Genomic DNA, 14,365 nt, shown 5'->3' with positions numbered 1-14,365 from the left:
AATGAACGTCTAGTTTAGCCGTTCGACGATTGGAGAAGTTACATTATTAATATTATGTAATTTCTTCCAGTAGTCGAAATAACCAGATCCCCCTTCTTTTCGTCCCCTTTCAATACTAACCTTCCATTTTTAACTTTTTAATACAGCTCTTTGTAAAATACTATTTTATGGATACAAAAACATCTACTGCTCCTATTCTTGCAGAAAATATAAAACATCTAAAATTAGCCCATTGGGAAAAAGCTAACAGACTTCTTACCCGAAAAGCTATTTCAGAATTTTCACATGAAACACTTATTAGCCCAATTTATAATGAAAAAATAAATAAATACCAACTAAATACAATAGATAAACAGTACACGTATACCTTTCCTGCGCATATAAAAGCTCTTAATAACTGGCATATTCCTTATGAAAGTATTATAAAAGAAGATACTAACGGTAATACAATTCCTCTATGTCTCATTAGCTTTATTCTTGAATTTAAAGACCTCCTTGAAATTCCAACTGATTTACTTCCTACCTATCTAGAAGAAATTAATGCGACTCTTTATAGCACTACTTATAAAATTTCAAAGGAAAAATTCAGCGCAAATGAACTTCCTCATACAGATTATCAAACTATTGAACACAGTGTTACCGAAGGACATCCTTGCTTTTTAGCAAATAGCGGAAAAAATGGTTTTAGTAGTCTTGATTTTATTTTATTTTCACCAGAAGCCAATAGTCCTATTCAATTATTATGGGTGGCAGGTCATAAAAGTAGTGCTCAATTTTCTTGTATTGATTCTCTCAGTTATGACTTATTAATCAAAACGGAATTAGATAACGAAACTCAAATTATATTTCAAAAAGTACTAGAAACCGAAAAAGTAGATCCTAACGAATACCTTTGGTTTCCTGTACATCCATGGCAATGGGATAATAAACTGACCTTGATTTTTACTCATGATATTGCCCAAAAAAAATTAATTCCTTTAGGATTTGCCCCTGACAAACACTCGGCTCAACAATCTATACGTACTTTTTATAATCTTTCTAATACAAGCAAACATTTTACAAAAACGGCTTTATCTGTAATTAACATGGGATTTATGCGAGGTCTTTCTCCTTATTACATGGAAAGTACTCCCGTTATTACTACTTGGTTAGAAAATCTTGTACAAACAGATCCTTTTTTACAATCCAAAGGTTTTACCGTTTTAGGAGAAGTAGCCACTTTAGGATATCGTAATATTTTATGGGAAAATCTTGGCAAAACCATTCCACATAACAAAATGTTAGCTACGCTTTGGAGAGAAAGCCCTGCTACAAAACTTCAAAAAGATGAAGATTGTTTTACCATGGCTGCATTACTTCATTTAGACTATGAAGGCCAACCTTTTATTAAACATCTTATTGAATCCTCTAAAATCAATTCAAAACAATGGATTGATCAATATCTACAAGCCTATTTAATTCCTCTCATTCACTGTTTTTATACCCATGAACTAGTATTTATGCCACATGGAGAAAATCTTATTCTAGTAATAAAAGACCATATTATTGAACGTGTTTTAATAAAAGACATTACAGAAGAAATCATGCTCTTTAATCATACAATCTCCTTACCAGAAAAAGCAGAAAGAATACGTATGAATTTACCAGACAATTTAAAAATATTGAGTATTCAAAATGACATTTTCCAACACTTCTTTCGCTTTCTATCGGCTATTTTAGATCAATATAATATTTTAAGTGAGCATGATTTTTGGAAAAGTGTTGGAACTTCTATTGCTGAATATCAGCTACAAAATCCTCAACTTAAGGAATCTTTTATACAACATGACATATTTAGCAAAACATTTGACTCTTGTTGTTTAAATCGTTTACAACTTAAAAACAATAAGCAAATGTTAGATCTAGCTGATCCAGCTTCTAGTTTACAATTTGTAGGAACATTAGAAAATCCCATTCATCAATATAAACCTGTATGGTAAAAACTATTAAAGCAAAATTAAAATTTCTTCAGCATCATGATATTGTTGATTTTAATTCTATTGGACTTAAAGAAGGAATCTGGTTATTAGCTATCCCTATGATTTTAGAGTTAATCCTTGAATCAGTCTTTTCTTTGGTAGATTTGTACTTCGTAGGGCATTTGCCAGATAGTCATTTAGCCATTCAAATTATAGGTTTTACAGAATCTATCAACACTATAATATATTCAATAGCGGTAGGTTTTAGCGTAGCTGTTACTGCTCTAATTTCTATTTCTATTGGTGAAAAAAAAATAGAAAAAACAGGAAAAATTATCATGCAAGCATTAATCATCTCTTGCTTACTTTCTTTAATAATTAGTATACTAGGTTATTTTTATGCTATTGATATTTTTGCTTCTTTAAATGTTTCTCAAAAGGCTATTGCTTATGGTATAAGTTATCCTAAAATTATCTTCAGCAATAGTATTTTTATACTCTTATTGTTTTTAATTAATGGAATATTTCGAGGTATAGGTAATCCTTTACTCGCTATGAAAAGTCTTTGGATAGCAAATGGTTTTAATCTCATATTATGTCCTTTACTCATAAATGGCTGGGGAATTTTTCCTGCTATGGGGATTGAGGGAGCAGCTTGGGCAACAGTCAGCGGTAGAGCAATAGGCGTTTTTTATCAATTATATTCTATTTTCAGAATCCGAAAATCTATAGGTTTTCAAAAGAACGGTATACAATTTCACTACCCTATCATAAGATCTATTACTTCTATTGCTATACCTGGTATATTACAATATGTATTAGCCTCTTTAAGTTGGATTTATTTAGCTCAATTAATTGCTAAAAGTGGTGGCGAATATGGCTCAGCAGGTTTTCAGATAGCGGTTAGAGTTATGATGTTTTTTATACTCCCTATTTGGGGTTTAAGTAATGCTGTTGCCACTCTTACAGGTCAATATTTAGGAGCCCAACATAGTATAAGAGTAAAAGTGTTAACTAAAATTGTACTTAAATATACTATTATACTTTGCTTAGGAATTACACTAATCAATATTTTTTTTGCAGAAGGTATTAGCTTATTTTTCACTAATGACATACAAACTATAGCACAAGCAAAGGAATCTATGAAAATTATCAGTTTAGGTTATATCTCCTATGGAATTTCAATGATTTTAAATAATTTATTTAATGGTGCAGGTAATACAAAAATCCCTACAATCGTTAATTTTATTGGATTTTGGATTTTTCAGATACCGCTTGCGTATTATCTAATTGATATACAAAAAAGTAATTATTTTTATGTTATTGGATTGATTCCTATTACCGAAACAATACTTTGCTTGCTTTATAGTGCCTTGTGGAAAAATTTAGCAAATAGCATAACAACACAGGATTGATTTGTAAAAGAAACTTGCGTTATTATTTATTAAAGCGACCGTCTGAAAAGTGACCTAATACCATTTAACCCAGATTACGCATTAGACCCGAGCGTAGCGAATAGACGAAGTAAATCTATTCCAGTTTATTTTTCTTCAAATTCAAGCACGTACTCAAATTTTAATCATCAAAATAGTTCATTATTTCTTCTTCTAAAATTTTCCGTGAGCACTTGAATTTATTGAAAAATTTTGTTTCACAACCAAGTCTAATGTGGAATCTGGGTTTAAAATTTGAATTTTCTTTTTAAAAATAGTACCTCTACAAAAACAACAAAAATGAGTGTTCGTTCTCGATGCGCTTCGCGCTCGAACTAGCGGTGATTTCAATTATAGACTCAACCCTCTGTTCGAGTTCTTTTTAAAATAAAAAAAAGCGTATCGAGAACTTCCTTTTTTAATCCAGCATATTTTAAGTTTAAATGATATTATTTTATGAAATGTTTCTAATTGTGATTCTTTTTTTTGATATTGATTATGTGACACCTCCTTACGTAGTGACAAACAAGAGACTAAAAATAGAACCAAAAAGGTCCTTATTTGAACCAAAAAGGTTCTTCATTGAACCAAAAAGGTTCTTCTTTGAACCAAAAAGGGTCTTCATTGAACCAAAAAGGTTCTTCTTTGAACCAAAAAGAGTCTTCTTTGAACCAAAAAGGGTCTTCTTTGAACCAAAAAGGGTCTTCTTTGAACCAAAAAGAGTCTTCTTTGAACCAAAAAGAGTCTTCTTTGAACCAAAAAGGGTCTTCTTTGAACCAAAAAGGGTCTTCTTTGAACCAAAAAGAGTCTTCTTTGAACCAAAAAGAGTCTTCTTTGAACCAAAAAGGTTCTTCGTTGAACCAAAAAAACTAATCTATGGAACTTTTATGCTTAGGAGCAATAAAATATAATAATACAGAACATCAAGGATTTAATACCATTTAAACTTTGAATTTTCTTTTTAACCCAGTATATTTTAAGTTAAAAGGCATGCCCTCTCCTTTCGATCAGAAGGAGAAATCACACAATACAAATTATGAAATTCCTCCTTTTATCGGAATGAATAAACTAAATGTTTTTTTTGATTTTTGAAATAATGTCTTAAAAAGATTGATTTTGTGATTTATTACTGAATCAATCCTTTAACCTCATCAAAGTTTAATCCGCCATAGTTTCCAGAACTCATCAAAAGCAAAGCGGAATCATTAAGCTGCTGGCTAAATAAATAATTTTTAAAATCCATTGGATTGGTATAAATAATCAAATCATCACGTTTAAAAGACTGTGCTATTTGATCATACGTTACTTCTTCTAATTTTTTTATTTTTACTGCATCTGGTGAATAAAATACAACCGCTATATCGGCTGCATCTAAAGCGCCTTCGTACTGTTTTAAGAATTCAGCATTCAAACTACTATAGGTATGTAATTCTAAACAGGCTATTAATTTACGGTTAGGATATTGTGCTTTTACAGCTTTTGTTGTGGCTGACACTTTACTTGGTGAATGGGCAAAATCTTTATAAGCTACTTTGTCTTTGGATTCTGCTATTTTTTCTAAGCGTTTAGACGCTCCTTTAAAGGAGGCTATCGCCTCATAAAACGCTACTTCATCTACTCCCATACATTGACAAACCCATTTAGCTCCTGCTAAGTTATTTAAATTATGGGCTCCAAAAATTTCTATAGGCATTTCACCTTCTGGAGTATTCAATAAAGTTATACCATTTTCTACTGTATATTCTGGAGTAGAATAAGGTATCTTACGAATTGGATTTTCTGCCTTTTCAGCTACTTCTTTTACTTCTAAATCATTTTCATTATAGATTAAAATCCCTCCATTAGTAATCTTTTTTATAAAAATATCAAATTGATTCACATAATTTTCATAAGTTGGAAATACATTAATATGATCCCAAGCTATACCTGAAATTAGTGCAATATTAGGGTTATATAAATGAAATTTTGGACGTAAATCAATAGGAGATGTTAGATATTCATCTCCTTCTAAAACGATAAATTCATTTTCTTCTGTTAAATGCACCATGGTATCAAATCCTTCTAAAAGAGCTCCTACCATATAATCTACCTTAATATTATGATAATTCATTACGTGTAAAATCATAGAGGTAATGGTAGTTTTTCCATGGCTCCCTCCTATTACAACACGTGTTTTATTTTTAGATTGTTCATATAAAAACTCTGGGTAAGAATATATTTTCAATCCTAATTCTTGCGCTTTTAATAATTCTGGGTTATCCGCTTTAGCATGCATTCCTAAAATAACGGCCTGTATATCTGCTGTAATTTTTTCAGGAAACCATCCTAATTCAACGGGTAATAATCCTTTGGCCTCTAATCGTGATTTAGAGGGTTCAAAAATAGCATCATCACTACCTGTTACTTGGTATCCTTTATTATGTAAAGCTAATGCTAAATTGTGCATGGCTGCACCACCTATGGCTATAAAGTGTGTTCTCATCTGCAAGTATGAAGGTTAACGGTTTAAAACTCTACTTTAATAAGTCTTAACCTATTTTTGTTCAAATATAAGGTATCAGTTTTTCATTCGAAATAGGAATCGTTAAATTATATTTGAAAAATAGGGCTTGCTTTTTTATAAAAAAATCTAAAAAAAATAAAAACTTGATCTATGATTTCTTCTTAATCGCAAATTATGTGGTAGAAATTTATTCCAAACAAAGAAGAACTCTAAATCTAAGAAGCGTACTTTTTTATTAAATTAGGCTGTCTTAAAAGTTCACAATTTTGTCATTTATTGCTTCTTCACTATTCCCTCTTCACTATTCCCTCTTCACTATTCCCTCTTCACTATTCCCTCTTCACTATTCCCTCTTCACTATTCCCTCTTCACTATTCCCTCTTCACTATTGCCTCTCCACTATTACCTCTTCACTATTACCTCTTCACTATTACCTCTTCACTATTACCTCTTCACTATTACCTCTTCACTATTACCTCTTCACTAATGTCTGTGTTTTTTAATCTCTAACGCATAATCAGTATTACATTTTAAAAACTATGTGTTACGCTCTTTATGGGGTTGGGATGACAAGGGCGTCAAATTATTTATTCTTCAACAATCCCCGCTAGTTTGTCACTCCGACAAAGGAAGGTGTCGCATTATTTATATGATGGGCCCTCGTTCCTATTCTATGAATAAAAAAAGCCTCCACTATTTTATTTTCTTCGATTCCTTATCAATTAAAATGAGATTGATTTTCTACACAATAACACAAATATCAAAATAATAATAAATAAAAAGTACAAAAATTGATAAGAATATTTAAATTTGACAAAACAACCAAATGTTTAACAAAATATTTTTAAACATTGAAAACTAACTAAAAAACAGATTTATAATGAAAAAAGGGATATCTGTAATATCAGGCGTAACCTCGCCCACAGTAGGCGAAAAAATGACCTACCACATATCCGAATGGTACCCCAATACCCCCTTATCCGAAAGAGAAAAAGCCAACGTTACTTGGGAACTATTCAAAAAAAGAAGCGATGGAAGATTTACCACCACCCATGTTAAGAAAAAAGGAGACAGCAGTTTTACCTTTGGCGAATCTTCGGCAGGAGAAACCTATCGATTAGAAGCCTATTTATACCAACCCGAAGGAGGCGGATTAATCATAACCCCCAAAGCCAGCAGAATCCCCAAAATATGCAAAGTAGACCTAACCTATGTAGACGATAGTAAAGGAAGTGTTTTTAGTTTTACAGAAAAACTACGAGCCAAAGCGCATTGTGTAAATATGTTTAACAAAGAAATTTTATTTACCTTATGGGAAGACGACGCAAAAGGCAGCGGACACAATGCCTCTAACAAACTCATTGATACAAAGAAGGCAAAAGTAGATCTATATGGTAATGTTGTAGTAGACTTTATGCTAACCAAAGCCTTGATGAAGAAAGCCATGCAAGGAGAAGCAGATATACGAGAACTAGAGTTTTATGTAACAGTAGAATATTACAGAAATAAAAAGCACACAACAGCAAACGTAGATATACAAAATCCATTACCTACAGAAAATACCCCTCCTTCTCAGTCTACGGGAATAAAAAAAGCCAAAGGTTCTCCAGCTGAAGAAAAACCGAAAAGCAAGAAAGAGGAAAGTGGCTTATTAACCCCTATTTCCGAAACCTTAGGTGAAATATGGGATTGGGTAGAAACTCAAGGAACTGCCCTAAGAGACAAACCCCACACCATTGAAATCCCGGAGGGAAAAAGCCCCGCTATTGTGGGGAAAACGAAGAGTGAGAAGGCTTCCACTACAGGTACAAGCTGTGGTGAAAGATATTGCCTTAAAAAAGGAGATAAAAGTGAACTCATACGAGAAATTAATATTCGTTTAGCGGGTTTTGGTGGAAATGTCCCGACTGATGAATTTACAGACCGCACCGAAAAAATGATTAAACAGTTTCAACGGGATTATATGAAAGTTCCTGAGACGGGTAAGGTTTGTGGTAATGTATTGTTAGCGATAGATCAATTTCAAGTTAAATATAATTTTGATTTTTCTTCATTAAAGTGTAAATGTGGTAAATGCTCTGGTTTTGGAGATAATAGTAATAAAGAAAAATATTTAAAAGGTAATTTAGAAGCTCATCATCGATACGAATATCCTGGTATTCATAGATCATTATTATGGTCATTGAGATCTGTACTTTTTTATTTGGAGAAAGAGGGTAAATATACTTTCGATAAAATTAGTTCAGGTTATAGATGTAGAAATCATGAAGAATATCTGAAAAAACCTACAACTAATCATATGGGCAAAGCATTAGATTTACATTTTAATAAAAATGGAGCTAGGACTAGAATTGTTTCTGATATTGAAAAAATAAGGAGCGATATTTTTAATAAATATTTGGGAGCAAAATGGGATTGGAAAAATGAAAAAGATATTTTCTACTTAGAATCTACATCAGTAGGAGCAACTACATGGATTCATTACGATGTTAGAGAATTTACTCCAACAAAATATCTTTTAGATAAATATTTTGCAAAAACGCTCAATGATTTTAATGGAAAAGGAATTGTTCAGTTAGCTAAAGAGCTTGGTTTTCAAAATACTTGTAATTGTATCGCAACATTGGAAACAGCAACTCCTAAAAATGAAACTAAAAAGGAAGGATGCTTTTGTGGTAGAGACTTTACTACCGAAGACCTTGTTTCACTGGGTATAAGTAAAAAAAATGCAGATAAATTTTTAGAATCAATTAATTCAACTTTGCAAAATTATAATATTAACAGTTGTAAAAGAAAACTGCATTTCTTAGCACAAGTTCGCCATGAATCAGGAGAATTTGTTTATCAAGAAGAAATTGCTTCAGGTAGCGCTTATGAAGGAAGAGAAGATTTAGGAAATACAGAAAAAGGTGATGGTATAAAATTCAAAGGAAGAGGTTTAATACAAATAACAGGTAGAAAGAATTATACTAATTATGGTAGTTATAAAGGTGAAAATTTTACTACTACTCCAAACAATAAGAAATTAGGAGAATTACCATATTGTGTTGATTCAGCTGGTTGGTATTGGAGTAAAAATCTTTCTATCGATTTGAATGACTATGCTGATAAAGATGATATTATTTATATCACATATAGAATTAATGGTGGCTATAATGGGTATTTAGACGATAGAAAACCTAAATTAATTGAGATGATAAAATCAATCAATTGTGAAAAGACTAAATTTGAAAATTATGATTCATATTCTATTAAAAAAAGTAAATCATGGGATGCATACGACGCAGTTTATAAATACGCAAAATTAAATACATCTGAATCCAAAGAATCCTATAAAAGATTTTTAGAATTAACGGATGATTATCTTACATGGAATTCAATGAAAGGTAATGTAAATAAGAAAAAAAGAGAAAATATGGAAAACAAAAGAAAAATTGCCAATGAAAAAGTTAAGTAAAAAATTAGTGTTTAGTTCAATAATTTTAGTAATCTTCTTGTCTTTGACAAGTTTTAAAGATGAAAAACGAATTGAAAAAAAATGGTTTACTATTATTTCTAAAACCATTAAGCAAGAAATTATAGGAACATATATTTTGAAATCTTGTGAAAATTCAAGATTTCAAATAAAAATTGAAAAAAAATCAGGGATTTATTCATTTTTAATTTACGATAAAAATAAAATAATTTCAAAAGGAAAAGTAAAGAAACAAACAATTGAAGGTTCAACTTATTTGACATTTGGAAAAATAGAAGGACTATATGAAGACGATAAAATTCAAATACAGAATTATGGAAATTCTATGAACGAATATATTCATTTTACTCAGTGTCAAGAAAAATATTTATCTTTTGTAAAATCACAACAATGAAATTTCTAAAGCAAACTTTTAAAACAATAACATTAATTTCTTTTATATTTTTATCAAATTGTAAAAAGAACGAAACAAATAATAATGAAGCTATAATACCTACGGCCGATACAGTTTCAATATTACCATCAAAAATAGCTACTCAAAAAGATTCCATTGAAACACCAAATGAAAACAAAGAGTGTTTTAAAAAATCTGAATTAGAACTTCCGTACAATCAGAAAATTGATGTAAGAAAAATTAATTACGAAACCTGTGAATGTAAAATAGAAGGTATTGATGAATTACTATGTGACAGTCCAAATTTACGTTATATAGCACTTCCAAATTTTGAAAATAAAAAAGTTATATTAATACCTATGGATTGTGGAGACTTTAACTATAGATTCTACATGGCTACAATTTTTGAAAACAAACTTCTTGATAAGCTTTATGTCGAAGGAGAATGGTATGAACCTGGTGATGAAACTTATAAAGAATTGACCCATTTTTCAATTGATAAAAATTACAAAATCACCATAACTAAAAAAAATCTTGATAATGAGAAAATCACAGCAACAGAATTAACAAACTATAAAATTGATTCTAGCGGAATTTTTTTAAAATCAAAGTAGGAATTTATTTTTAATTCAAACATTTATTAACTAAATGCTAATGCAAAATCTGATTTTATTTATTGCGCTATTCACATTTTCGATAAGCTGTAAAAAAGGAGAGAATCTGAATGATGATTTAGATCAAAAAACACAAAGAGATTCAACAAAACTAGTTCATAAAAACCAAAACAATCAAAAGGTAGTTTCGGATTGTGGACAGCTCATCTATGACATTGTTTCATCAACCAATTTAATTAAAGATTATAAAAATTATTTTACAAGGATAGAAAGTAACGATGGTCAAAAAATTAAAATCCAAGTTTATGTTGAGAATGATATTTCTGAAGACCCTAAAAACAAACAAATAGTAGAAAGCACCATTGCTTGGCTTGAATTATATCCAAATGATAAAAAATTACAAAACATAACCTCAGATCCTGAAAATCCAACAGAGGTAAAATTCAATAATGTTTTTTTAAATGATGCTTTTTTTAAGAATTGTGAAATAGAACAAAGTAACAATAATCAGAACTCATCTAAATTAGCTCTTCTACCTTTTGATTACTCCGATTATTATAAGAAGTGTATTTTTGAACCTGAAGAAACTTATTGTAAAGAACATTTCCAAGTTGAAATGTTGAATACTAATAAAATTTTGACAAACATTTTATCTACAAATAAATATAAACTTCCCAGTAGCTATAGTTATTTAACAAAGATTGGAGAAATTCAGCCAACTGTTTTGTATTTTGACGAATCAGATGATTTATCAACCATTGATTTAATAACTATAAAAGATAATAAGATTATATCTAGTTTAAAAATATCTTCTAACGAAAACAATATGTTATTAGATTTCATTATCCAGAAAGATTATTCTATAGAACTATTTAAACATAAAAATTTACTGGAAAAAAGAATTCTATTTAAAAAATACAAAATTGATTCTAATGGAATAATAAATTCAAAATAAAATTTAAGTTAGTAAAAATAATTTTTACCACAGTTTTATTCCTTTTTCTATTTAGTTGTAAAGAAAACACACCAAACAATGAAAAAGATATAAATAAAAGTATTGTAAATGAAAGCATTACATCTAACAATTCTATCTTATCGAACGAAACAACCACAAATTCTAATAAATCTTTTACTATAGATTGTGATTCTGGTTGTGCTATGATATATAACGAGGCATATCTGATATAAAAGAAGGGAAATGTTGCCATTTCCCTTGCCTCACTTATATATAACCCAAAAAACAAGACAAGGATTTGTACAAAAAAAGGAAGCAATATTACAAAACAAAAATATGCAACAGTAAACGTAGAAATAAAAGCCAAAGGTTCTCCAGCTGAAGAAAAACCAAAAAGCAAGAAAGAGGAAAGTGGCTTATTAAACCCTATTTCCGAAACCTTAGGTGAAATATGGGATTGGGTAGAAACCCAAGGAACCGCCCTAAGAGACAAACCCCACACCATTGAAATCCCGGAGGGAAAAAGCCCCGCTATTGTGGGGAAAACGAAAGTGGAGCATCCGAAAAACAATACAGAAACTAATTGTATCTGTAAACAGTATGATTTAATATGGGGTAATAAAGTAAATTGTGATTTTAGGAAAAAAGTGGTTCAAATTTGCGCAGAATTATGGGGAGAAAGCAAAAAAATTGAAATGGCTAATGGGTTAATGGCGGTGATGGCTGTTGAATCTGCTGAAACATTTTCGGCTTCTAAAATAGGCCTAGTTAGTTATATTGATGAAAATGGAAAAAGAAAAAGGAAATATCAAGGAATTTCCAAAGAAAATATATTAAAACTAAATGAGAACTTTAGTGGTCCTGTTGGTTTAATTCAATTTACTGAAGATGCTATAAAAGCATTAAATAAAGAAAACTCATTAATTCTAACGAAAAGAAAATTAGCTCTGATGACTAACATAGAACAATTAGATTATGTTAAGAAATATTTTGAGCTTTACAAATGGCATAAAAAAATAAAATCACCAGAGGATATTTATTTACAAGTATTTGCACCTATAGGAATTGGGAAACAACCCGATTATGTTTTATATGAAGAATATTTATTTCCAATTACAAAAAAAGAAAAAGCTAGTGACAAGGCTTACAAATCGAATGAAAGCGTAGATACAAAAGATGGAAATAACGATGATAAGATTCAAAGAAAAGAAATTTTAAAAAGATATGAAGATAGTAAGACAAATGGAGAAAAAGAAAAAGAAAATGATTTTGCTTGTGGAAAAATAAAAAAAGAGGAAACTATTTCAAATTCTTTATGGCATAATCCATTAGATAATTCGCAAAGAACCTATTATAATTCAAATGGTGTTATCAAGTCTTCCAATGGAGCATTTGGTCCAGTAAGAACCAAAATTGTTAATGGTAAAATCTTGCCAAAAAACCATCAAGGTTTAGATTTATTTGCTGATATTGGAACTCCCTGCAAAGCGTGTTTAAATGGAAATATTGTAAGTTATACGAACGAAGGTAATGATGGATATGGTAATGTATTGGTGTTAGAAGTCAATGGAGAAGAATTAAGAAAAGCAAAAAAAGAATATAAACTTGAATTTGTAAATGAAAAAGAAAAAGGAGATGGATTTGATTTGGATGCAGATAAATTTTATTTAAGATATGCACATCTAAAAAGCGCAGTAAAAACTAAAGGTGAAGTAATGGCTGGTGAAACTATTGCCTATACTGGAGATTCAGGTAATGCTAAAGGAGTACCCAATCCACATCTTCATTTCGAAATAGCCATGAAAAAAAATAATAATGGCAAAGGTTTAACGAATCGATGTAATCCTACGTGTTTTGTAAGATTAGAACCAATAGATATGAAATTACAAAAAAAGATAAAAGATAAAAGATAAAAATATGAAAAAATCAATAAAATTATTTTTTTAACTCTTAATAGTTATAAATACTGTAAAATGTAAAGAAAATACTAAAAATATTTCTAAGAAAAATAATCAAGTTATTGAAAACGCTAATATCAAGGACACAATAGTTTTTGATAAAATAGAACAATTTAATACAGATACAAGTGGTGATGTCTTTACTTTAAATGAATTTTATTTAAAATATAATAATGAAAACAATTCTTTTAATTTATTAAATAAAAAGATAAATCAATCTAATGATATAACATTTAACTCAAATGGATTTGATGGTGATGGATTTAATGTATATATGTACAAAACAGACAAATATAAAAATGTAAATATTATTCTCTTTGAGGCTTTAGCAGAAATAGGTACTGCTTGGTATAATATTGTGGTTTTTGAAAACAACAAATTAATTAAGAATACAATTATTAAAGATCCTAGAGCAAATGATACCACTTTACTTAAGAATTTTTTAAGTATATTAAATGTAAATAAGCATTATATATTAAAGTTTGAAAAAAAATTAATCGCAAATTATTCTTCAAATCCAAAAAACTATCAACAAACTGATAATTATTGTTTTTTGAATTTGGATAATAACATTGTTAAAAACAAAATGGATTTAGGTATAAATGAAGAAATTGTGAACGAGAATTACAAATTAGCTTCAGGTACATATGAAATAAAAACAAAAATAGAAAAAGTTAAGGACCAAACAGAAACAAATATAACTTGTATAATTAACATAAATGACAACGAAGCTTTGTTAAGTATTTCAACTGAAGATATTTTAGATGCTTATTGTGAAGGAAAATACAAGATAGAGAGATTGAAAAACAATATTTTTAAACTTGAATATAAAGATGAAGGTATTTGTTCGGAAAACGAAGAAGATAGTAATATTTATATAAAAATTGAAAATAGCAATAAATATTCAATACATAGTAATCGATTCTTGAATACTGATTGGCAAAAATTAACTAAAAAATAATTATAAAAATTCAAGAAATTAAGGGTTAAACATAAATTATTTTAAATACAATAATCAAATTTAAAATAGCATAAAACCGTTTTATATTCCACGTTCCTTGACAAACTAAAAAAC

Annotated in this window: 10 protein-coding genes; 9 read left to right on the top strand and 1 reads right to left on the bottom strand. The window is 29.6% G+C overall.

The window, feature by feature from the left end; genetic code table 11:
* Window positions 1-167: 167 nt before the first annotated feature.
* The 3 genes from NAB20_RS07555 to NAB20_RS07545 all read left to right on the top strand — a co-directional run bounded on the left by NAB20_RS07555 (window position 168) and on the right by NAB20_RS07545 (window position 4,302).
* Window positions 168-1,979, top strand: coding sequence for an IucA/IucC family siderophore biosynthesis protein (locus tag NAB20_RS07555; protein WP_105195760.1), 1,812 nt, complete (start codon window positions 168-170; stop codon window positions 1,977-1,979).
* Complete coding sequence (locus tag NAB20_RS07550) at window positions 1,973-3,373, top strand: MATE family efflux transporter (protein ID WP_105195761.1); 1,401 nt, start codon at window positions 1,973-1,975, stop codon at window positions 3,371-3,373. The genes NAB20_RS07555 and NAB20_RS07550 overlap by 7 nt, the downstream gene beginning before the upstream one ends.
* A gap of 461 nt (window positions 3,374-3,834) precedes the next feature.
* Window positions 3,835-4,302 (top strand): hypothetical protein, encoded by a 468-nt coding sequence (locus NAB20_RS07545; protein WP_375604894.1) that lies wholly within the window; start codon window positions 3,835-3,837, stop codon window positions 4,300-4,302.
* 215 nt (window positions 4,303-4,517) lie between these two features.
* Here the strand turns inward: NAB20_RS07545 and murC are convergent, their stop codons facing one another.
* A complete protein-coding gene (gene murC, locus NAB20_RS07540; protein WP_235878354.1) occupies window positions 4,518-5,873 on the bottom strand; it encodes a UDP-N-acetylmuramate--L-alanine ligase in 1,356 nt (451 codons plus the stop codon).
* A gap of 901 nt (window positions 5,874-6,774) precedes the next feature.
* Between murC and NAB20_RS07535 the strand changes: the two genes are divergently transcribed.
* The 6 genes from NAB20_RS07535 to NAB20_RS07510 all read left to right on the top strand — a co-directional run bounded on the left by NAB20_RS07535 (window position 6,775) and on the right by NAB20_RS07510 (window position 14,251).
* Window positions 6,775-9,351 (top strand): hypothetical protein, encoded by a 2,577-nt coding sequence (locus tag NAB20_RS07535; protein ID WP_375604893.1) that lies wholly within the window; start codon window positions 6,775-6,777, stop codon window positions 9,349-9,351.
* Complete coding sequence (locus NAB20_RS07530; RefSeq protein WP_375604892.1) at window positions 9,335-9,763, top strand: hypothetical protein; 429 nt, start codon at window positions 9,335-9,337, stop codon at window positions 9,761-9,763. Before NAB20_RS07535 ends, NAB20_RS07530 begins: the two co-directional genes overlap by 17 nt.
* On the top strand, window positions 9,760-10,377 hold the full coding sequence (locus NAB20_RS07525) for a hypothetical protein (protein WP_235878359.1): 618 nt from the start codon (window positions 9,760-9,762) through the stop codon (window positions 10,375-10,377). The genes NAB20_RS07530 and NAB20_RS07525 overlap by 4 nt, the downstream gene beginning before the upstream one ends.
* A 40-nt stretch (window positions 10,378-10,417) precedes the next feature.
* On the top strand, window positions 10,418-11,332 hold the full coding sequence (locus tag NAB20_RS07520; RefSeq protein ID WP_235878361.1) for a hypothetical protein: 915 nt from the start codon (window positions 10,418-10,420) through the stop codon (window positions 11,330-11,332).
* Window positions 11,333-11,868: 536 nt separating this feature from the next.
* Window positions 11,869-13,245: a M23 family metallopeptidase gene (locus tag NAB20_RS07515; protein ID WP_375604891.1), complete on the top strand. Its 1,377-nt coding sequence runs from the start codon at window positions 11,869-11,871 to the stop codon at window positions 13,243-13,245.
* A gap of 319 nt (window positions 13,246-13,564) precedes the next feature.
* On the top strand, window positions 13,565-14,251 hold the full coding sequence (locus tag NAB20_RS07510) for a hypothetical protein (RefSeq protein WP_375604890.1): 687 nt from the start codon (window positions 13,565-13,567) through the stop codon (window positions 14,249-14,251).
* Window positions 14,252-14,365 lie beyond the last annotated feature (114 nt).

It is taken from the genome of Flavobacterium davisii, from assembly GCF_042182265.1.
GTDB lineage: Bacteria > Bacteroidota > Bacteroidia > Flavobacteriales > Flavobacteriaceae > Flavobacterium > Flavobacterium davisii.
The sequence above is the reverse complement of the archived record's forward strand: the minus strand, read 5'-3'. Positions and strand labels throughout refer to the sequence as shown.

What these genes read in the sequence shown, in the direction of transcription:
- NAB20_RS07555 (WP_105195760.1), top strand. Translation starts at nt 168, where the DNA reads ATGGATACAAAAACATCTACTGCTCCTATTCTTGCAGAAAATATAAAA.
- NAB20_RS07550 (WP_105195761.1), top strand. Translation starts at nt 1,973, where the DNA reads ATGGTAAAAACTATTAAAGCAAAATTAAAATTTCTTCAGCATCATGAT.
- NAB20_RS07545 (WP_375604894.1), top strand. Translation starts at nt 3,835, where the DNA reads ATGATATTATTTTATGAAATGTTTCTAATTGTGATTCTTTTTTTTGAT.
- murC (WP_235878354.1), bottom strand. Translation starts at nt 5,873, where the DNA reads ATGAGAACACACTTTATAGCCATAGGTGGTGCAGCCATGCACAATTTA.
- NAB20_RS07535 (WP_375604893.1), top strand. Translation starts at nt 6,775, where the DNA reads ATGAAAAAAGGGATATCTGTAATATCAGGCGTAACCTCGCCCACAGTA.
- NAB20_RS07530 (WP_375604892.1), top strand. Translation starts at nt 9,335, where the DNA reads ATGAAAAAGTTAAGTAAAAAATTAGTGTTTAGTTCAATAATTTTAGTA.
- NAB20_RS07525 (WP_235878359.1), top strand. Translation starts at nt 9,760, where the DNA reads ATGAAATTTCTAAAGCAAACTTTTAAAACAATAACATTAATTTCTTTT.
- NAB20_RS07520 (WP_235878361.1), top strand. Translation starts at nt 10,418, where the DNA reads ATGCAAAATCTGATTTTATTTATTGCGCTATTCACATTTTCGATAAGC.
- NAB20_RS07510 (WP_375604890.1), top strand. Translation starts at nt 13,565, where the DNA reads ATGTACAAAACAGACAAATATAAAAATGTAAATATTATTCTCTTTGAG.